The organism is Salegentibacter maritimus (genome assembly GCF_016236975.1).
GTDB classification, from domain to species: domain Bacteria; phylum Bacteroidota; class Bacteroidia; order Flavobacteriales; family Flavobacteriaceae; genus Salegentibacter; species Salegentibacter maritimus.
This window is the reverse complement of sequence record NZ_JAEHNY010000015.1, coordinates 1-21,820: the sequence shown is the minus strand read 5'-3', so window position 1 is coordinate 21,820 and position 21,820 is coordinate 1. Positions and strand designations below refer to the sequence as shown.

The following is a 21,820-nucleotide window of genomic DNA, read 5'->3' as shown; positions in this document are numbered from 1 at the left end:
ACTTAAACCTTATTGTTATAAAAGCAACTTGAAATAAATAATATAGTTTTCGTCTAATCTTCACTCTCGTTTAATATTTTTAAAGCAGCTTTCATGTATCCCATTGCATATGCCATCCCCGCAAACCATGGAGCCTCGCAAGTCATTTGAGGGGTATGGTCCGGTATCAATACTCCATTAAATTCGTTCTTTTTTAAAATTTGCAATATTTTAAACATATCGATATCTCCTTCATCGACGAATACCTCTTTATAATTGGGTACTTTGCCAACAATGTTTCTAAAGTGAATGTAGGAGATCTTCTTTTGGATACTGTAATTATCTGTTGCCTCATATACATTGCCTTCGGACATTTCTGCAATAGAACCCAAACAAAATTCAAGATTGTTAGAAGGACTAGCTCGCATATCAATCAGTTTTTGATACATATCTGGCTGATACACCAATCTAGGAGTACTTCTAACGTAAGGCATTGGCGGATCGTCAGGATGGGCTGCCATTTTCACCCCAGCCTCCTCAGCTACAGGAAGAATTTCATCCAAAAAATACTTTAACCGATCCCACAACTCCGTGTGCTCAATATTCGGCAAATTCCCTTGAGGAGCATTTTCATCATAAACCATATTCCATACCATCCCGTTAGGGATAGGAGTATTATCCACATCTCCTTCCATACCAACTGAAATTGCACCTCCTCGTGCATAGGCACCTTTTGTTCTTGCAGCTACTCCTGCTAAAGAAAAATTATAACCAATAACCGGGATACCGGCTTCCCCAACATTACGGACGATCTGTTTTAAGTTCTGCATTTGCTCCTCCTTTTTAGGGCCATCTAATAGCACGTCGTACCAATGAGCCGGGTCGAAGTTTTCTATGGCTTCCAATTCGAGTCCGTGATCATTAATTTCTTTTTTTATAGTCAACAATTCTTCTAAACTCCATATTTCACTAGAAATCCCTGCTTTCCCCCAGCCATTTATACCGCCTATTGGTTGATCCGCAATCTTATCATTATGACCAAAATAATCAACTAGATGTATCACTAAATGGGTAGCTCCACATTGTTTAGCAAATTTGTAATGCTTGGCGTTTAGCATATGCTTATATAATCCAAATCCTAATTTCATTAAAATATTTTATTTAATTATTATGTCTTTCTTCTTACAATTGGAACCTCCAATTCTCATCTTTTAATATGATTTCCATCCTGATACTACTGACTTTTGATCGAAAATCTTCAAATTCAAAACGAATTTGATTCCTTGCCTTTAAAATTTAAAAATTAGCTCCTTTATATCTTACTCCTCAATCCTATCTTCAAATCATAAATTGATAGAAACTATAGGGTTAAATAACCGTTGGTGATATAGTTCTTAAGTATCAGATTAAGGTTATAAAAGTTTTAAAAAAATGTGATACAAACAGGTGAGAATATCTTTTTTGTTCGAAATTTCTCATTTAACTTCCCGTCATTTCGTATATAAAAAACTACAATATCATGCGAATTCTGATGACAAGCTATTAACCACTTACCATTTGGGGTTATATTGAATTCTCTCAACTCTTCACCATTGGTATATTGATATCCTATTAAATTTAATTTGGTTTCATTAATACTAAAAATAGTAATAGCATCAAGTTTTCTATTGGCTGCATAGATAAATTTTCCATTAGGATGAATTCTTATTGCAGATCCACTAGGCTCTCTATTATATTGCTTTGGTAAAGAACTATACGCACTTACCTCTTCAAATTTATTTCCATTATATTTTAATACTGAAATATCACTAGTTAACTCATTGTTTACATATGCAATATTACCTAACTGATTAAAAACTAGATGACGTGGTCCGCCTCCCCGGGATATAGAGCAATCCTTCTCTTCATTAGAAAATAAAACACCTTTTTTTAAGTAATAGGCTTTGACTTTATCAATACCTAAATCACAGACATATATATCTCGTCCATTTGGATGTATAGATACTTGATGAGGATGAGGTCCTTCTTGTCTTTTTTTATTAGTACTTGATCCAGTATGCCAAAGGTTTTTTCTACAAGAAAAAATTTTACCTGATTGATCCAATGGGAATTGTTGAATATTTCCACTTGCATAGCATGCAATTAGAATATTACTGTTATTTACATTTATATGACAGGGGTACCCCCCCTGTATAGACTGCGTATTTAAAATTTGTAACGAAAAATTTTGCTCAATCTTATACGCTTCTATCCTCGGACTCTTCTTTTCATCCAATTCCGTACAGGAGTACAAATATCTCTTATTTTGGCTTAGAGATAAGTAACTAGGATTACGAGTTTTCTTAGTATGTAATAGTTTCAGTTCCCCAGTTGTATTGTTAAGTTGAACTGTATAAATGCCCTTACCAATTCCCCCAAATTCAGGAATTAAATATTCTGTATAGCTTCCAATAAAAAAAGTTAACAATTCCATTTTATTTTTAAATAACCTTTTGAAAGATCCATTTCGCTTCCCATAACGATAAATCATATAACTTTAATGGCTAAACATCTAAAGTTCGTGTTTCCTATATAGTGATAATATGGAGTCTCTCATGAATTACTTAGAAATTACATTTAAAACACCAATTGAACATTTAAAATCTATAATTCTCTTTCTCGGGGGGGGTTAGAGACAAGTTTAGAAACAGATGGTTTTCACTACATTCTTCCCTTAAATATCTATTTAAAAAATTATAACTTAATCTATGTTTCACTTGTTCTTGGAGGGCGAGGATCATACTTAATAGTATGATTCATATACGAGCCATCAATATAGAGTTCGGTGCCATTAATATAATTAGCCAAATCGCTAACCAAAAAAGCAACGGCATGAGCTACATCAGGGATATTACCAATCCTCCCTTGTGGGATCCATTCTGTAAATTTATCTTCTCCAAACTCGGCGATTTCCTTACGATTCATCTCTGTCTCGATGGCTCCAGGTGAAATGGTAACCACCCGAATATTACTATCGGCCAACTCTAAAGATAAGCATTTGGAAAGCATTTTTAATCCGGCTTTAGCCGCACAATAATGAACCAAACCTTTCCGCGGTACAGTATCGTGAATAGAAGATATGTTGATAATTGTTCCATACTTCTTTTGAGCCATTCTCTTACCAGCTTCCTGGGCGCACAGAAATGAGCCTTTCAAATTAGTATTGAGCACCCGATCCCATTCTTCTTCTTCTATATCTAAAAAATGAGCTATACTTTCGGTTCCTGCATTATTGACCAAAATATCCAAGCTTCCAAAACTTTTATCCATTTGTAAAAACATTGCTTCCACTTGTTTAGCTTTTGAGACATCGGCTTTCCCTGCAACCGCATCAACTTTATATTCATTCCGAATTTCCTTGGCCAATGTTTCAGCTTTATCCTTGTTTTTGAAATAATTAATAAAAACATCGGCTCCACAGGATGCTAATACTCTACAGATTCCAGATCCTATTCCTTGACTTCCACCTGTAACCAAAACTTTTTTTCCCACTAAGTCTATTCCTAACATATGTTTTCTATTTTTTGTTCTTTGTTCCTTATTGTCATTTTCTCGTTGGAATTTGATTTTAAGACTTTTATTATTTTTTTTTACAAAAAGCTTGTTTTACAAGACTCTTCATTTCTTTTATTTTATTTTCTTTCAAGAATAAAAATTGAACGTCTGAAATGTGAGTATTTGCTTTCTCCACAATCAATACTTCACTACCTTCTTCCATTGCAATGTTATGCCACGTATTTTGTGGTATATTGTAAACATTTCCATTTTCAATTAATTCTACTTCAAACTCAAAAATTTCATCAATATAATGGGCACTAATAAGAACAACCTTTCCTTTAAGTAAGAAGAAAGCTTCATCAGTATGTTGGTGGCGATCTAATTTATTCAATTTTTCAATATTTTGTTCAGGGGTGTAGTCCAATTGAGCGATTTGCCAACCTTCACTAATGAAAAAAGGTTTAAACCCTCCATTCTTTCCAATATTATATTTTTCTATATTCTTCATTTTAATTTGTTCTTATAATAGGATAACACTCCCTTTTTAAATTTTTTATTTTAGCTTTAGCTCCAACTGGCTTAATATTTTCGAAACCAACTATATTACTTTTCATTTTCGTTCCAAAACCTTTCTATTTCTTCCAAGGTTTTTCCCTTAGTTTCAGGCACGAATTTCCAAATAAATAATATGGCTGGTAAGGTTAGAGCGGCATAGAGAAAGAATGTGCCGGATGCTTCAATTTTCTCTATAAGAATAGGGTTGGTCAGGGTAACCACAAAACCGGTTAGCATTAATGAAAAGCTCCCTATGGACACTGCAAAGCCTCGAACATTTGTAGGAAAAATTTCACTTATAATAACCCAAACAATTGGACCATAAGAAAATGCAAAACAAGCTACATAAAATAAAAGTGCAATAATCACTAAATTTGATCCTACAGCAAAAAGAACTCCTACCGTGGCCAAAGAGATAAATGCTCCTGTAACACCAATTAAAAGTAATTTTCTTCTTCCATATTTTTCAATATTCACAATAGCTACAAAAGTGAATATTGAGTTTACTAAACCGACAAGAACAGCCCCTAAAAAAGAACTTTGTACACTAGCAATTGATTCATTAATAATATTTGGAGCAAAATACATAATAGCCGCAATACCACTTAAATGTGAAAACATTGGAAGAAAAATACCAATTAGAAGGGGTCTTCTTAAGGAGGGTCGAAATAAGTTCCTTATTCCACCGGTCTCGGTATTTTCTACTTTCAACATTTCATTCATCTGAGCTTCCGCTTGGATTTTTCCGCCAATCATTATCATGGTTCTCATGGCTTTATCTTTTTCTCCTTTATTAAAGGCCCATCGGGGACTTTCCGGTACGAAAAAGAGTAAAACTAAGAAAAGAAGGGCTATAGGAATTTCTGTTCCAAACATTCCTCGCCAAAGTTCTTCTACAAAAAGCCAATTCCATAAACTAATTTTTTCACCACTAACCACACCTGCAGCATCCCCTGCATTATTCAAAATTAACCAATCGACTAAAAATGCCAACAAAATACCTAAGGTTATGGATAGTTGGTAAAGCGAAACCATTTTCCCTCTTTTTTCAGGCAACGTCAGTTCTGAAATATAAATTGGGGCTACTACAGAAGTTACTCCTACACCTATTCCGCCAATAATACGGGCTACAATAAGAAACTTAAACGCAAAACCACTATCAGCTGAAAACCAATGATGAGTTTCCATATCTCCCAGAAATTGTGGCGGAAACATGGAACCCAAAGCGGAAATCGTTAAACACAAAGCTGCAACAATCAAGGTTTTTTTCCTTCCATACCTATCCGTAATACTTCCGGAAATTATACAACCTAATAGGGTGCCTAATAGCGCAGATGATACAACCCAACCTAACATACTAGGCGTTAAATCAAATTGCTTTTCGAGAAAAGAATTACTGCCCGAAATTACCGCGGTATCATAACCAAAAAGGAATCCTCCTATGGTCGAAACTAGACTTATTCCAATGAGATAAAAAGAAGTTTTTTGCTTCATGTACATTTTATATTTAATTATTTCACTTTACTAGCAGTTTTTACATTATTCCAAATTTCTCGAAGGCATCGACTGTACTCATTCCATTTTCTAAAGCTTTTTTAACCGTTTGCTCTCCTCTGGCTTTTTCAATCGCACCGGCAAAAGCTTCCTTTACAACATCTTTAGGCACAACTAGCACTCCATCTCGATCCCCATATATTATATCTCCTGGATTGATTCGAACACCCTCTATTTCAATAGGCACTCTATAATCAATTACTTTTCCGCGTGGCCCCTGATCTTGAGCATATCCACCAAGAGAAAACGTGGGAAATCCTAGATTTATAATTTCATCAGTATCCCGAGACCATCCATTTAAAACCGCTCCTGCAGCACCAAGTTTGATTGCGCGAGTACTCATAAGTCCACCCCATAGAGCATACCTAGGTGATGATCCTGAACAGATATATACCTCGTTCTTTTTTAGGCTATCCAATGCCTCGAACATAATTCCAAATGGTTTTTTCATCATTGGATTTTTAGTCGCTTCAGGGCTTTCCGAAAACACATCCGCTTCTAAAACAGGCATTGCTCGTCCAATAAGTTGAAACTGATTCTCTAATGGTTTTAATGTAGGTGGTAGAAATTGATGTTGAAATCCCATTTCATCTAATATGTCACCGACTAAGGCTACAAAAAGTTCTTGTTTTGCTATTTTAAAAAGTTCGTCGTCATTTTTCCATAATTCCATAATTCTATATTTTGTTGTTTATCTCAATTTAGTAATTGCATTGACACTTTTCTATTTTTAAAATTCTAGTTTATAAGTATCAATAGAATTTTTGCCTATATTAATATTAAAGCTATTGCCAGACTGATCCATATTCTTTTTTTCTTCTTCTATCAAATTTGTTTTTATTAGTCTTTTAACTGGCTTTGATACTTCAATACCAACATTCTTAGCTACTCCTGCCATCTCTACTAACCTTAAAATAACCTCGTTATCATCTTCAGCTTTTTTTATAGTGCTAATCCGTACCATAGGGTTTGATACAGTAAAAAAGCTTTTCTTATATGGAAGGTTGCCATTCGGTTCTTTTTTCTTTTTTAAGACCGTTCTGAGCGAATGATTACTAGAAACACCAAACTGATAGGCAATTTTATCACTTGGTTTATGAGATGCCAAAGAAAATCGAAAATGATGATCTCCTTTCTGCTCGTACCAATTCCCTTCGTGATGGACGCTTTTATTGGAGGCCAACATTAATCCCTGCAAAACAGGATAGTCTACAGCCTCTCTAGTTGGGTCAATCCAATCGGCCAAAGCGACATCAACGGCCATGGTAATCCCAAACTCATCCGTTTCTGCCGATATATAATTCATCACCTCTCGAGGATGCGTCTCAACCAGTTCTTGGTCATAAGTGCCTCCCCAAGCCCAACCACCCGGAGCTTGTTTCATTTCTGTTTCACCTACTTCAGCAATTGCCATTGGAACTTCATACTTAATTTTCGCATCCTCCATATTCAATGGAATGGCAAAACGAAACTCACGGTTATGTGTTCCATCCCAGTTTAACATATCGACAAAAAAATCTATTTTTTTCTCCTGATGATAAACACGTATTTTTTGAACTATATTAGCATGCTTAAACTTAGCTTTGTTCTCATACTCGGTAAAAAGTGGCCCATCCTCTTTTAATGACCACTGTGCTCGATGAAAACTCGTTTTATCATAACCATGCATATTAGGTTCTGTCATTTGAGTAAACTCACCTGCACCGTTACCATCATAACCAAGCGTAAGTACATCTCCTCCTGCAAAACGAGTGCTTTTGATAACCTCTCTCTCTAACTCTTTGTCATATAAATAGGTGATTCCACCATCACCAAGCCGCAGGGAATAAAATTTATTATTCAGTGCGTTTGGTACAACCGTTTTGTTGACCTTAACCTTCTTTTTACCTTTTCTCAAATAATACGTACTGTACCCTAAAGAAGGAATGTTCTTGGCGAAAAATTGTATCATCTTTTTATCATCAACCTTTACCTCTTGAGAGGGCACAATGATTCCATTTCGATCGACAACATAATAGTCCCGAGAATCCTCAATTTTAACCGAGGCCAATCCGCTTCTATTCCACGAAAGATCATTGTAAACGATTAATGCATTTGGTTCTTCGGTCTTGATTTCCTTAGATATAGATTGAAGCGCGTTTTTAATAATCCTATCTGATTCACCAGCAGCAAATTCTAGTTTAGACCTAAAAACACTGTCCGTTATCGCTCCATTTTTACCACCCCAACCATGATCAGGGTAAATAGACTCCTCAAAGGCATACGAAAGATCTTCTGTAGGATAATTTGCGAAAGAGTTATGGATCATTGCATTTATAGTAGAGAAAATTTCTGCTGTAGGCAACATTCTGCCGGCATGCCTCGAAGCTGTTATCGCCTTATGATGGCCTGGACCATGAATATAGGCCCAAAGATTGGGACGATCACCTTTAATTTTTTTAAAATTGGCACCAGGGTTGTTTATTTCATTCATAAACCCTCTCATAGAGGAATGTCTTAACTTCGGTATTTCGGCCCCAGTTTTTGAGACTATTTTATTCCATTCCGTTACCAGATTTCCATAATTCATGGGACCAGAGGCATCGTTGCTAATAACAATAGCAAAATGGGGTGGCAAATCATTCTCACGATAATAATCACTCCACATCTTTACCCTATTCTGTATTTTGTGCATGGCCTCTATGGCGTCTTCTTCGAATAATTTATAAAACATTAGTGCCCAGCCGTAGTTCCCTGGAGTGTAGGTAAAAACAGAAGATCCATCAGGCGAATACCAATCATAAAAACCTTCCTTCATTCTGGAGACATATAAGTTTTTGACTCCAGATTTAGCCAATATTTGGGGAAATTGTAGGGTTCTACCGGGCACGTCTGTATTGAATGCTGTTTCAACATCAAGACCTTCAAAGTTCTTTTTGATCCAACGCCTTCCAAAATACATTTCTCTTACTAGTTGTTCACTTGTTTGCATTCCTTCATAAGGTTGATTATAGGTTGCCCCCCAAGTAAATCTACCTTCTTTACTCCGCTTCATTATCTCTTTCTTTCTTTCGGGATGGGCTTCTATAAATTCTTTTAGATTCAAGGCCTGCTCCATCCCGAAATAAAAATCTTCATCGGTCTTCATGATATCTAGGGCGGGACCGATAATGTCCTCGATCCTTTCATTTCGCATTACTTCGGGCGTATCTTCCCAGCCGATGTCCTGATGAGTGGAGGAGATAATATGAAAAGTTCCATTTTTAAAATGATCCCAGTCCGAAGTCACTAAAGGAGTAAATAATTGTTTTTGACTACTTCCTTTTTTAGAGCCAACAATTTTCATCATTTCTGGCTGGCCAATTACAGGCAACCAAACCCAAGCTTTTCCATCCTTATGTTCTATTTTAGTTACATATCCATTTTCCAATTTGATTTTTTTGAAAATCATGGGGTTCTCAACGGATAAAGTGGCTTTGGTAAGGAAGTTATTGTCTGTCCTTTTGTATTCATAAGGTTTTACGTAATCTATTAATATTTCTGAATTAATTTCGACTTGTTGAGAAAAACCTAGATTAAACATTAAGATAAGTACAAGAAGAATTTTCTTTTTTTTCATTTTGAATTTCATTTAGATTTTTACTACACTATATTTATATTGTTTACATTTCTTATTAAAATTAGGCACAATTACAAGCTTAGAAGTCAATGAAACTATTAAAACTTAACCGGTTTAGGTATACTGTTTTAAAAAATTTAACTTGCTCCACAGGATCTTCGCACAATAAGCTCGGTATCCAAAACCATTCTTTTTTCTATCTCTACACTTTTACCTTCAATTTCCTGCATTAAAATTTTAACCGCAAAACCACCTATATCTGATACAGGCTGTAATACTGATGTAATAGGGGGATCTACTAGATCAAAAGCACCCATTTCATCAAAACTGATTATAGCAACATCATCGGGCACTTTAATATTTAAACTACGCAGCTCCCTTAAACCCAAAGCTGCCAGATAATGAGTTGAAAACATTATGGAATCTACGTTATTAGGGTGTCTCACCAGTTCTTCGATTGCGTTTTTTATTTCATTTTCATAATTATTATATGAAAGCTCTTTAATAACATCATCGGTATCCACACCAAAATCTTTCATTGCATCGCGATACCCCATTAATCGCTGTCTCATTGCCTCTAATCCCGGCTTTAATGATATGAAACCGATTTTACGCCTTCCCAAATCCCAAAGATGTTTAACTGCGTCATTCACTCCACCATAATTGTCAACAATCACATAGTTCGTATCGTAATTAGGATAATACCTATCAATTAATACGAAGGGCATATTTTTAGTTTTTAATATTTGTATATCCTTTTGGTTTTGCTGGGTCGAAGCAATGATTAAACCTTCCACCTGACGATTTAACAATGATTGAATAAGTTTTGTTTCTTTATTGGGGTTCTCGTTCGAACTACTAAAAAGAACAGTATAACCCAACTTCTCGGACATATTCTCTACTCTGCTTGCTATTTTAGCATAAAATGTATCAGAAATATCAGGTATAATAAGGCCGATGTTTTTACTTTTACCCGTACTTAAACTGCGAGCCAATTGATTTGGCTCATAATTATGTTTTTTTGCATATTCTTTAATACGTTTTTGAGTTGCCAAACTAATTTTATTCTCATCGCCCTTATTATTTAATACTAGTGAAACGGCAGTTTTAGACACATTTAGATGTTTTGCTATATCCTTTAAATAAATTTTTTTCATAATTATTACATATAATCACAAACTACCTTCTAAGAGAAAAATAGTTTTAAACGTGTTGAAAATTATAACTACGGTATAGTGCAGTTCCTCCCACCTAATTATATAACCTTTAATTCTTCTAATCTATTTCAAAGATAATGTATTCTACGGACGTGATATTCTATCTCAAATTATCTCCTACTTAATTCGCCATCTATTTAATCTAAAAGTTTATTTTAGTGGAGCTTTTTAAATTGATCACACCTTCTATTTGTAAGACCAAGTTCTATAATAAATGTTTTTTCAAAGTGCTCAGGATGCTATACTTCTAATCATTCTTCTCGTAACGGATCATTATAACTCAACTCATATCAAAGTGTCTTTATAGCTGCTCCAAGGATATCTAGACCTACTGCTTGACAAACCCCATTTTTGTTTTTCTCTTTCATGGTCTCAATATCCCATTTATGTACATCGTCTGCTAAGCCCCAAAGTTTTCTAAACTGCTCAACATATAACTTATCATTTTCAACGCTGGTAAATTCAGGTTGCATCTGATTAGTGACTTTATTGCGCGTATTCCAAATGGCTTTCACTGTATTCCTAATATTCTCGGTTAGATCTACGCCTAAAAGGTTTCTTTCTTCATCACTACTTAAATAACGCATTAAAATTCCACGACCAGCTACATAGTCCCTGCCATGTTCTGGACCAAAACTAGAAAAACAAGGTGCTTCCCGAATAATTCCATCTACATCAGAAATCATAGCTTTCTTCACTCCAAGTCCAATTTGTTTTATTAAGTTTCTTAATCTTAATTCGTAATTATTTACATCGAAGTCAGCATCAATTTCATTTGAAATAAGATATTGAGCTAACTCATCTTTGATTGCTAACATATCGGTTAAGGCAGCTATTATCATACCTTGATCCCCTGACCAAACCCAGCCTTCTGCCCATGGTGGATGTATTTTTTCCTGATATGTAGATCCTTCAAAAAATGCCATTGGGCGTTCTTGAACCAAAGCACCAGTATCAGGTATTTTCTTTAAATATTGATATCTATCTAATTCAAACCACTCATTGAACCATAGCCATTGACGGTAGGCCATATCAAGATATTTATCATTATCGGGGATCGCTTCAGTTAAGGATAACCGATAAATTCGTGAAGAAAGTAAAAAGAGTAGTACATTTGTTACTGTGTTCTTAACCCCTAAGCTATCTCCATTTGCATCGCCATTCCTACATCCGTGTAAAACTGGGACTCCGGTTTCTGTATGATCATAGGCTGTCTTCTTTTTATATTCCCAACAGAGGTCTGTTGACAATTTTAAGTATTGCTCACCGAGTTCTTTATTGTCTAATTGTAAAAGATGTTTACGAGCATTTAGCGCCATAATACCCCACCACCCAAAGTCGTCTGCCCAAAGATCGCCTGGATCAAAGCTATTAAAAAAAACAAGATTTTTTTCCAGCATTTTGCCTACCTTTTTTTGAATAATCTCAACTTCTGGATCATCTGGCCATTGATCTTTTAAGGCATCCACAAAAATAAGGCAGGCATCAAAGGTGTTACCACGTTTCCAAAAATCATTAAAATCCCAGACACTTTCAAAACGTTCAAAAGCCTTAAAACAAAGTTGTTTTAACTTCTCTTCACTATCTGCTCTGGTTAAAGGGTTGTAGGCAAACATCGTACCGGTGGCACCTATTAATAATCCAGTACTTCCAACAATTCTAATAAAATTTCGCCTTTTCATAATTGTATCATAATAAATTAAATTACTCTATTTTTATAGTCTCAATAGCATTATGTCCTACTTTGAGTTCAATTTTTTGTTCATTTAATGATATATTCTCAATAGGTTCTTCTATTAAGTTGGTTAATTGCGCCTTCCCAATAGGTTTAAAAATTGAAATTTCTGCATTAACATCCCTACCATCGGTTTCATAAAGTCGAATAATAGTGCTTTGATCATCTTCCGCTTTCTTTACCGTCGAAATTACTACATTATCTTTATCGGTACTAAAGAAACTAAGCTGTTCGGGTAAAGTCGTTGATTTATATGAAGCCGGTGCTACCACAACTTTTAATTTTTCATTAGCCTGTTTACCAAAACGTTGACCGTTTTTCCAGCCACTTGAGTGTGATGTTAAACTAAATGAAAAATGATGATCACCGGTTTGATGATAATCATTGCCTTCCCAATGACAACTTTTTCTTGAGGCTAAAAGAATGGGCTGTAAAATGGTTTGGGTATCCAAGGAATCGGTAGGGTTCATCCAATCTGCGGTAACGACACTTGAACTTAGGGTCACCCCAAAATCTTCATTACTGGCAGAAACCCAATTTTCTATGGCTCTAGGATGAATTTCGCGTACTGGGGTGTTATAAAATTCTCCACCTGTACCCCTCAATTCATCTTTACCTACTGTAACCGCGCCGAAGGGAACTTCATAGGTTACCTCACCATTGTTCATATTTAATGGAAGTGCCATTCGGAATTCCCTATACATCACGCCGTCCCAATTGAGCAAATCTACATCAAAATCTATTTTTTTTGTAGTGTTGTAAAATTTGATTCTCATCTCAACTACGGCTTCTTTCATTTTTTGACGCATACTATAGGATGTGTAGACATCACCTTCCTCAATAATTTTCCAGTTAGTAGTTCCAGTCCCCAATTTATCAAAGAAACTTGTATCAGGCTGTTGTACCTCAGAAAATTCTCCGGCACCATTACCTTCGGAATTCAGGGCAAAAATTTCTCCGGCTTTAAACTGATTTGATTTAATCAGCTCTTTATTCAGGGCTTTATCATATATACTTTCTAAACCGCCGTTGCCAAATTTGACTTTGTAAAAAGAGTTTTCAAATACATTTTTCGTATTACTTGCAATTATATTTGACTTTTCTTCCTTAGTAGATTTTAAATAGAATGTTCTGTATCCAATGGAAGGAAGTTTTTCAGCAACAAAATTCACCTCAATCGATTTTAAGTATCCATTTGAATAATATTCCATATTGGATAACTGTGCAGGTACATTTTTACCTATCTCGGTAACCAACTTTATATTCTTGGTTTTATTCTCCCCAAAATTAATACTAAAACTTACAGGATCAGACCGGTCCCAACTCAAGCTGTTAAAAACAACAATTGGAATACCTTTTTCTGGGTTAAAAGCAATTTTACTTGCAATAGCTTTTAACGATTCATCAAGTACCTTTTCAGCTTCTGATTTGGCAAAAAGAAATTTTTGAAGAAATAAATTGTCAGTAACATCACCGCCTTTTCCTCCCCAACCATGATCTGGATAAATTTTAGATTCCCAAGCTTTGTAAAGTTGCCTTTCTGGATACTTCTTAAAAGAATCATCAATTAAAGCATTTGCCGTCGCAAACTTTTCAGCCTGAGTCATTAATATATCTCCTTCTCTACTTGCGTTTAATGCTTTTTGATGCCCAGCTCCATGAATATACACCCAAGTGTTCGGGCGCTCTCCTTTAATGGTTTTCTCTATCGTTGTAGTCTCGGCTGCTTTCTCAAAAAATTCCTCAGCCGTTGCATATCTGAATTTTGGTAGGTCTACCCTAATCCGTCTTTTATCTTCTGTTTTTATAGTAGATATAGTATTCCATTTTTTCATAAAGGGAACGGTATTCTCCACCGGTTCTTGGGGCCAAATAAATTCATAATTCAACATCGCTGGCATTACTGTATTCTTTGAGGATTTGTTGTTATAATTGGTATACCAGTCTACCGCATCCTGTGCCATTGTTTTTATTGCAGCCTTATCTTTTTGCCCCAGTAGATTGTAAAATTCCATATAGTGATTTCCCGGACTATAACACTGTACCTTAGAACCATCAGGGGACTCCCAATGAAACAGACCTTTTATATGTCTGGCAAATACGAAATTGTTAACTCCTGCTTTACTCGCCAATTGTGGCATTTGCATAGTTCTGGCTGGAACATCATTATTAAAATAGACATTAGTTTCATATCCATCTAAATTATCCTTCATCCACTTTTTACCGAAGTAAAATTGTCTGGCTAAGGATTCTCCAGAATACATTCCCTCATACGTTTGCACATATGCACCACCGATAGAAACCCTTCCTTCCTTTACAAAATTTATAAAAATTTCTTTTTCCTCTGGATGTCTATGCAGATACTCCATTACAATAGACGATTGCTCAATATCCATCTTAAAATCAGGCTCCGTTTTCAAACGTTCTATATATGGGGTCAACCATAATCTGTCACGCTCTATCTTCATAATTTCCGGTTCATTTAGCCATCCTATGTCTTCATGGGTTGTGGTAAATAATAGTATTTCTCCTTCCGCGAGTTTTGACTTAGATAAGTCCTTTAATAAATTGTAGGCTTCTTCATCAACTATTTGTTGTCCAATCAAATTTTTGGGAATAAGTATCGTAAAAAGACTTATAAGTGCAATTCTAAAAATGAATTTTTTCATTATAAAAAGATATGAAAATTACTAATAAATTTAGTTTTAATAGGCAGGGCCATATCAATAGGTAGCCTGCCTTTTTATTAAATTACCATCCTGGATTTTGGGTCAATTTTTTGTTATTATCAATTTCTCTTTGAGGTATTCCAAATAGCAGGTATTTCTCAGTTAGAGATGGACCATAAGTAAATTGATGTCCTATAAAGTCATCCCAGTTTCCAGATTCAACATTCAATACTTTTCTTCTCCTCACCATATCAAACCAATATTTGTTCTCGAAAGCTAATTCATGGAAACGTTCTCTCCAGATATCTTCCTTAGTTATATTCGAATCGAATTCCGGAAGTTGAGCTCTTCTTCTCACTTTATTTATTGCTTCTAGCACGTCAGTAGTAGGGCCATAGGCTTCATATCCAGCTTCAGCATAGGTTAATAAAACCTCGGCGTAGCGGAAAAATGTCCAATTCAAATCACTTTGTGCAGTTTCTAACACAGCATTTTCATCAAAATATTTATAGATGTAATGCGCATTGAAATTTACTATTTGATCTTGATCGTCTATAGAAGGATATTCCGTAAAGTAAAATTCTTTTTCCTCTATACGTTTATCACCTGGTTCATGCGATGATATAAAAGCTTCTGTTGGGTACATTACCCCAAATTCATCAGAGAATTTTGAAATATTTAATGCCCGTGGTAATAACCATTGCGTTAAATAATTTGTTAGGTTGGCCCCTGCCAAATAGTTATTTTGAAAAATAAACTCACCTGAGTTTTGAGTTTCCGGATCATGAAGTTCATCGTAATCGTTAAATAAGTTATAGCTACTATTTTCAATTACTTCTTTAGCTTTGTCTGCAGACATTTTATAGTATTCATCTCCGGCCTGCAAGGGGTAACCAGCCATAGTGAGATAAACACTAGACAATAAGGATTTTATTGCGCCTGTGCTAACCTTTCCGGTTGTATCCTTAAAAGACAAACCAGCTGCTTCAGCATCGATAAGATCACTCACAATAGCATTATAGACCTCTGCCTTTGGGGTACGTTCAGGATAAAGCAATTCTGAGGTGGCATCTACCGGCTCTAATATTAGCGGCACATCCCCAAATATGCGGACCAAATTAAAATAATGAAAAGCCCTCATGAATTTAGCCTGAGCAATAAGTTTCTTTTTGTTGGCATCATTCATATCTATTCCTGGAATATTAGAAATCGCCAAGTTTGCATTAGCTATTGCCTCGAAAGATTGTTCCCACCAGACATTGAAATAGTTGTTTTCGGCATTGGCGTTTAATGTACGAAGGTTACGGTTAAATTCGGCTTGACCAACTTCGGTATTTAATAGACCGGTTGGGAATTCAAGCATCATAAATGGTCCTTCCCCATACGTCCCAACATTATCAAGAACAAATCTTAGTTCAGCATATAGCTCATTGATAACTGTTTCTGCTTGTGCAGCAGTTTGAAAATAATTATCTTGTGTATAGTTTGATTCATTCTTTTCTTCTAAAAAATCAGAGCAACTGCTTCCCAACATCAAAATAGAGAAACCGAAGGCAAAAATATATGTTCTGTTTACTAATTTCATAACGTTATATTTTAAAAATTAAGGTTTAGTCCCAAGGTAAGAGTTCGTGGTTTTGGATAATCAAAAAAGGTGATTCCCTGCGCAAAAGCATCACCATAAGTAGCTACTTCGGGATCGTACCCAGAATAATCTGTCAACAAAAAGAAATTTTGCAAAGAAGCATAAATCCGTAATTGATTAAACCCTATTTTATCAAGGATATCCTGATCAAAATTATACCCTAAGATAAGATTTCTCCCTCTAATAAAAGAACCGTCTTCAACCCATCTACTATCAACATTTAAGGTATAATATGATTTTGCCGGTCTATTTTGAGCAATATTGGTGGCTTGATTGCCAGGAGTCCATCCGTCAAGTATTGATGAGAAACTACTTGCTTGCCCGATCCGGTCTTCAGCAGTACTTCGGGACATATTTAGAATATCATTACCATAACTAAACTGTAAGTCTAACGTTAGATCGAAATTTTTATAGCTAAAGGTATTAAAAAGTGCACCGAAACCTTTAGGAAATCCGTTGCCCATAATCACCCGGTCAGCAGCATTTATTTCACCATCCCCATTTATGTCTTTATGTTTTATATCACCAGGTAATAAGCCATAAGTTGACGCTTCACTGGCTTCCTCGCTTCCCCAAGTACCTTCTCTAATTAAACCATAGAAGGAACCAACTGGTTCGCCTACTCTTAAAATATTGGTGTTTGATACAAAATAAGGACCGGGAAAAATATCGTCATTGGCTTGGCCAAGTTCGACAACCTCATTCTTGTTAAAAGAAATATTGAAAGTAGTACTCCAACTAAAATTATCGCTACTTATATTGCGGGTTTCCAAAGCAATTTCAAGCCCTTTATTTTCCATACTTCCCACATTTTTGTAAATACTAGAATAGCCGCTAGAAGTAGGTACAGGTGCACTAAGTAACATGTCCGTCGTTTTTTTGTAATACACATCGGCATCTAAGCTTATCCTGTTTTTAAATATTCCTAATTCCAGCCCAGCATCAAACTGAGCGGTCTTTTCCCATTTTAGATCTGGATTGGCCAAAGTACCTATTCCAACTCCTGTAGCGCGCCGCCCAGATAGAATTGCCGTACTTGTACTTAAACTGGCTAGAGATTGATATACGCCTATTTCTGTATTCCCCGTTTCACCATAACTGGTACGGAACTTAAGGTTGTTAATCACATTACTATCTTTAAGAAAGTCTTCTTCAGACACCCGCCAAGCAAAGGCCCCAGAAGGAAAAAATGAGTTTTTCTTATCGCTTCCAAATCTAGAAGAACCGTCTAAACGACCTGTAATGGTGAATAGATATTTCCCCATCATGTTATAGTTCAGCCTACCAAAATAGGAATTCATGGACCATTTGTAGGTATCAGATCGCGGTGTTAATGGGCTTGAACCAACTCCCAAATTATTATATTGGTAAAAATCATCTGAAAAGCCCCTTGCACCGGCAAAACTGTTGAAATAATCAAACTGTTGCCACCCAATCCCAGCCAAAGCCTCAATTGAATGGTCTTCATTAAATTCCTTTTTATAGGTTAGATAATTTTCAAATTGCCAATAATTTGTGCGGGTATTATTAACAGAAGCCTCCCCGTCGTAATCAGCACTTAGTTGCCTTAAGGACCTCCCGGAATAAAAATTATTCTGTTCATTCACTATGTTTGCTCCAATACTACTTCGCAGTTCTAAACCATCGGCCAAAATGAAATTAGCATACACATTGCCAAGCACAGTTTGTGTTTTATAAAGGCTAGATCTATTTTTCAAGAGGTTTACCGGGTTTTCACCTCCTTCCATATTGGGATAATCGGCATTAGTACCGTAAGTACCATCTGGGTATTTGACCGGAATAATGGGCAAGGTTTCAATCATCATCCGCAAAGGGGTAAGTGCTCCTGTACCACCATCAACCCTGTTTTCTTCAACGTGATTAAAGGTCATACCCCCTCCCACTTTCAACCAATCTTTTATTTGATTGTCCATCACAAACCTTGCAGAATATCGTTTTAAATATGACTCTAACATAATCCCTTCCTGATTGGCATAATTTAAAAAAAGTCCATAGGATTGTTTATTATCTCCTCCGGTAAAAGAAAGATTATGATTTTGGGTAATTGCAATTCTGGTGGCTTCTTCCTGCCAGTCGGTATCATATAGTGGATTACCGCTTTCATCAAACAACCTCCTATCGTCACGAAAGCTCATGGGGTCATTATACTTCCCTTGCTCCCACCCGGTAGGATCATATTTTTGGGCATTGTTATAAGAATTAAGCTCGGTTTGCAAAAATTCTGAAGAAGTGAGCACACCTAATTTTCTTGCAATGGTTCCTATACTCGTATAACCGCTATAGGATATTGTACCCTCACTCTTACCACCTCTTTTTGTGGATACAATAATAACCCCGTTAGCGCCACGGGCTCCATAAATAGCTGTGGCTGAAGCATCTTTAAGCACCTCTATAGAATCGATATCGTTAGGATTTAAATAATTGATAGGTCCTGCACCTATGACCCCGTCCACTACATAAAGAGGACCATTACTCGCATTAATGGAGCTACTCCCCCTAATTCGAACATTGGTATTCCCTCCTGGTCGACCAGAATTACTGGAAACATTAACCCCTGTTGCCTTACCTGCCAGGGCCTGTTCAGGGTTAGTTACCGGCGATTCCTGTATAGACTTGCTATCTATAGTAGATACCGAGCCTGTAAGATCTGATTTCTTTTGGGTACCGTACCCAACCACAACTACTGTCTCCAGGGATTCAGTGTCTTCCTGCAGACTCATATTAATGATAGTTTTTCCATTCACGGTTACCTCTTGTTTACTATAACCAATAAAACTGAAGATAAGAACTGCATCTTCTTTAAGATTTTCAAGGCTATAGTTTCCGTCAAAATCAGTTTGAGTCCCTTGACTAGTTCCTTTTACCATTACGTTTACTCCGGGAATAGGACCATTTTCATCTGAGACAGTGCCCGAAACTGTTGCTTGTGAATTTGCATTTGCAGCGCAAAAAAACACTGCTAAAAACAAAAACATTTTGAATCTTTTTGAATTCATATATAGTTTTTAAAATTAATATAATTCTATTTTAAGCTTTAACTAAACCGCTTTAGTTGTCTGATTTTAAAAAAATGTAAATTACTTTTCTATTTGTCCCACTTCATAATTTTACCACGCTCTTCGGGCTTCATATATAAAGAGACTTTGTTTTTGTCATATTCCATCCCGTGTTTTTCTAGAACCTGCTGCGGAACACCATCCCAAACATTTGGAATGTTTCCGCGATAATCAAGATATTCAATACCTGGCTCACTGGTAAAATACCCTGTAACTACCAAGTTTTTAATTCTTCTAAAAAAAGTTGGCCCCGGTGATGTTTTCTCGAAATCCTGCGGGTATGCAATTTGATCGATGATTATTAACTGGTTCTCTTTTGAAGCCTCAACAAAAAGCGTATTAAATTGTTTACTGCTTTCCCGGTTAAGCCACATTAGACCTCCTCGCATTGGGAGCTGATGTTCGGGTATGTCTTTTACAATAAATTCTATAAATTCTGGCACTCCAGCTTCAGTGGCAGAAACAGATTCTTCATCCTCCGGAATAATAATATCTGAAAGGCTTGTAATCATTGCCATTTCTTCTTCGGTAAAAAAGGTTTCAGACATCAAGTCTTCATCCCTTTCTATTTCTGCCGGAGTTCTTCCATAACCTTGCTTTTCTTCAATGATATCACCTTCCTCAATAGGCGATTCTTTATCGTTTACACAACTACTAAGAAAAAAACTGGAAGCCATTCCTCCCATTACCAATGTTCTTAACGATTCTCTTCTATCCATAATTCACGTCTTTAAACATTTCCTTTTTTAAGTTCTTCAATTAAATAATCTGTAGCGCGCCAGGCCAGTGCTAAAATAGTCCAGGTAGGATTTTTATCTGCCTGGGATACAAAAGGGCCACCATCCATCACAAATAGGTTAGGGACATCATGAGCCTGATTATATTGATTTACAACTGAACTTCCAGGATCTGTCCCCATTCTTGTAGTCCCTACTTCGTGGATGATTTTTCCGGGCTTCTCAAGGCCATAATTAGATTCTTTCCCTGGTTTATCTCCTAACGGAATTGCGCCCATATTATGCATCACTTCTTCAAAAGTATCCTGCATATGTGCTGCCTGTTTCACTTCTTCATCAGACCAGTTGTAGTTGAATTTTAAAACAGGAATTCCAAATTTATCTACCGTATTCACATCTATTTCACAATAATTATCTTTTCTAGGGATACTTTCTCCCCGGCCAGCCATCCCGAACGTAGCACCGTAAAACTTTTTCACATCCTTTTTAAGACCCGTACCATAAGCATTACGTGAAGTATCTCCAATTGCTTCTTTTAAAGCTTGTGTATTAAAACCGAAACCATATGCCGGCATACTCATTCCTCCCCAGTATTCTATATGATATCCACGAGTAAAACCAAGATGTTTACTGTCATTAAGCCACCAGGGAGTATAAAGGTGCATACCCCCCACTCCATCTTCGTTATAGCGCTCCCGGTCCATTAATTTAGGAATAAAACCTCCTCGTGAAGAACCTGTAGAATCATGCAAATATTTCCCTACTACTTCACTGGAGTTAGCAAGACCATTAGGATGTTGAGAAGATTTGGAATTAAGTAGAATTCGGGCAGAGCTACAAGCACTGGCAGCTAATATTACCACTTTAGCTTTAATTTCGTAATCTTTTAAATTTTCTTTATTTATATAAGAAACCCCGGTAGCTTCCCCCTCACCGTTGGTCAATACTTCTCGAACCATAGCATTAACATACAAATCTACATTTCCTGTCTCTGTAGCCGGTTTTACAAGCACTGATGATGATGAAAAATCGGCGTATGCCATACAGGATCTTGAGCATTGGTTACAAAAAAAACAGGCTCCTCTTTCCTTATTAACAGGCTTGGTAAGTATAGACAAACGTGAGGGAATCATAGGGATACCGGCTTTTGTAGCACCTTTTTTAATATACAACTCGTGAAGTCTTGGTTTTGGAGGAGGTAAAAAGAACCCGTCTGGTTCGTTTGGAAGGTTTTCTTTAGTACCAAATACTCCTATTAACTTATCAACTTTATCATAATAAGGTTTCACATCTTCATAACCTATGGGCCAATTATCGCCTTTGCCATCAAAATCCTTTCTTTTAAAGTCTAAAGGACCAAAACGCAAGGAAATACGTCCCCAATGGTTGGTTCTTCCCCCTAGCATCCTGGAGCGAAACCATGAAAATTCGGTGTTATTATTTTGGGTATAGGGTTCACCTTCTAATTCCCAACCACCATAAGCCATATCAAAATCACCAAAAGGCCTGGTACTACC

General features: G+C 36.2%; 14 protein-coding genes. All 14 read right to left on the bottom strand.

What is annotated here, in order from left to right:
* Positions 1–53 precede the first annotated feature (53 nt).
* On the bottom strand, positions 54–1,127 hold the full coding sequence (locus tag I6U50_RS14540; protein ID WP_198639377.1) for a mannonate dehydratase: 1,074 nt from the start codon (positions 1,125–1,127) through the stop codon (positions 54–56).
* Positions 1,128–1,402: 275 nt separating this feature from the next.
* Positions 1,403–2,452 carry a lactonase family protein gene (locus tag I6U50_RS14535; protein ID WP_198639376.1) on the bottom strand — a complete coding sequence of 350 codons (1,050 nt, stop codon included), beginning with the start codon at positions 2,450–2,452 and terminating at the stop codon, positions 1,403–1,405.
* A 272-nt stretch (positions 2,453–2,724) separates the two neighbouring features.
* Positions 2,725–3,528 carry an SDR family NAD(P)-dependent oxidoreductase gene (locus tag I6U50_RS14530; RefSeq protein WP_198639375.1) on the bottom strand — a complete coding sequence of 268 codons (804 nt, stop codon included), beginning with the start codon at positions 3,526–3,528 and terminating at the stop codon, positions 2,725–2,727.
* A 70-nt stretch (positions 3,529–3,598) separates the two neighbouring features.
* Entirely contained in the window at positions 3,599–4,024 is a 426-nt protein-coding gene (locus I6U50_RS14525; RefSeq protein WP_198639374.1) for a cupin domain-containing protein, read from the bottom strand.
* Between the two features lie 95 nt (positions 4,025–4,119).
* Positions 4,120–5,565 (bottom strand): sugar porter family MFS transporter, encoded by a 1,446-nt coding sequence (locus tag I6U50_RS14520; protein ID WP_198639373.1) that lies wholly within the window; start codon positions 5,563–5,565, stop codon positions 4,120–4,122.
* Positions 5,566–5,605: 40 nt separating this feature from the next.
* Positions 5,606–6,298 (bottom strand): RraA family protein, encoded by a 693-nt coding sequence (locus I6U50_RS14515; protein WP_232805953.1) that lies wholly within the window; start codon positions 6,296–6,298, stop codon positions 5,606–5,608.
* Between the two features lie 57 nt (positions 6,299–6,355).
* Positions 6,356–9,223 carry a glycoside hydrolase family 38 N-terminal domain-containing protein gene (locus I6U50_RS14510; protein ID WP_198639372.1) on the bottom strand — a complete coding sequence of 956 codons (2,868 nt, stop codon included), beginning with the start codon at positions 9,221–9,223 and terminating at the stop codon, positions 6,356–6,358.
* 137 nt (positions 9,224–9,360) lie between these two features.
* Positions 9,361–10,380, bottom strand: a complete 1,020-nt coding sequence (locus tag I6U50_RS14505) for a LacI family DNA-binding transcriptional regulator (protein WP_198639371.1) — start codon at positions 10,378–10,380, stop codon at positions 9,361–9,363.
* A gap of 350 nt (positions 10,381–10,730) precedes the next feature.
* Entirely contained in the window at positions 10,731–12,122 is a 1,392-nt protein-coding gene (locus I6U50_RS14500; RefSeq protein WP_198639370.1) for a glycoside hydrolase family 76 protein, read from the bottom strand.
* Positions 12,123–12,144: 22 nt separating this feature from the next.
* Positions 12,145–14,844: a glycoside hydrolase family 38 N-terminal domain-containing protein gene (locus tag I6U50_RS14495; RefSeq protein WP_198639369.1), complete on the bottom strand. Its 2,700-nt coding sequence runs from the start codon at positions 14,842–14,844 to the stop codon at positions 12,145–12,147.
* 82 nt (positions 14,845–14,926) lie between these two features.
* The gene (locus tag I6U50_RS14490) at positions 14,927–16,429 is read right to left on the bottom strand and encodes a RagB/SusD family nutrient uptake outer membrane protein (RefSeq protein WP_198639368.1); all 1,503 of its coding nucleotides are present in this window, start codon (positions 16,427–16,429) and stop codon (positions 14,927–14,929) included.
* An 11-nt stretch (positions 16,430–16,440) separates the two neighbouring features.
* Positions 16,441–19,506: a SusC/RagA family TonB-linked outer membrane protein gene (locus tag I6U50_RS14485; RefSeq protein ID WP_198639367.1), complete on the bottom strand. Its 3,066-nt coding sequence runs from the start codon at positions 19,504–19,506 to the stop codon at positions 16,441–16,443.
* Between the two features lie 89 nt (positions 19,507–19,595).
* Complete coding sequence (locus tag I6U50_RS14480) at positions 19,596–20,285, bottom strand: gluconate 2-dehydrogenase subunit 3 family protein (RefSeq protein WP_198639366.1); 690 nt, start codon at positions 20,283–20,285, stop codon at positions 19,596–19,598.
* An 11-nt stretch (positions 20,286–20,296) separates the two neighbouring features.
* The coding region (locus I6U50_RS14475; RefSeq protein WP_198639365.1) for a GMC family oxidoreductase at positions 20,297–21,820 on the bottom strand (1,524 nt) is incomplete at its 5' end.

Bases quoted from the DNA above. Each gene is read 5' to 3' on its own strand.
- I6U50_RS14490 (WP_198639368.1), bottom strand. From the start codon at position 16,429: ATGAAATTAGTAAACAGAACATATATTTTTGCCTTCGGTTTCTCTATT.
- I6U50_RS14520 (WP_198639373.1), bottom strand. From the start codon at position 5,565: ATGAAGCAAAAAACTTCTTTTTATCTCATTGGAATAAGTCTAGTTTCG.
- I6U50_RS14500 (WP_198639370.1), bottom strand. From the start codon at position 12,122: ATGAAAAGGCGAAATTTTATTAGAATTGTTGGAAGTACTGGATTATTA.
- I6U50_RS14530 (WP_198639375.1), bottom strand. From the start codon at position 3,528: ATGTTAGGAATAGACTTAGTGGGAAAAAAAGTTTTGGTTACAGGTGGA.
- I6U50_RS14535 (WP_198639376.1), bottom strand. From the start codon at position 2,452: ATGGAATTGTTAACTTTTTTTATTGGAAGCTATACAGAATATTTAATT.
- I6U50_RS14515 (WP_232805953.1), bottom strand. From the start codon at position 6,298: ATGGAATTATGGAAAAATGACGACGAACTTTTTAAAATAGCAAAACAA.
- I6U50_RS14495 (WP_198639369.1), bottom strand. From the start codon at position 14,844: ATGAAAAAATTCATTTTTAGAATTGCACTTATAAGTCTTTTTACGATA.
- I6U50_RS14510 (WP_198639372.1), bottom strand. From the start codon at position 9,223: ATGAAAAAAAAGAAAATTCTTCTTGTACTTATCTTAATGTTTAATCTA.
- I6U50_RS14485 (WP_198639367.1), bottom strand. From the start codon at position 19,506: ATGAATTCAAAAAGATTCAAAATGTTTTTGTTTTTAGCAGTGTTTTTT.
- I6U50_RS14525 (WP_198639374.1), bottom strand. From the start codon at position 4,024: ATGAAGAATATAGAAAAATATAATATTGGAAAGAATGGAGGGTTTAAA.
- I6U50_RS14505 (WP_198639371.1), bottom strand. From the start codon at position 10,380: ATGAAAAAAATTTATTTAAAGGATATAGCAAAACATCTAAATGTGTCT.
- I6U50_RS14540 (WP_198639377.1), bottom strand. From the start codon at position 1,127: ATGAAATTAGGATTTGGATTATATAAGCATATGCTAAACGCCAAGCAT.
- I6U50_RS14480 (WP_198639366.1), bottom strand. From the start codon at position 20,285: ATGGATAGAAGAGAATCGTTAAGAACATTGGTAATGGGAGGAATGGCT.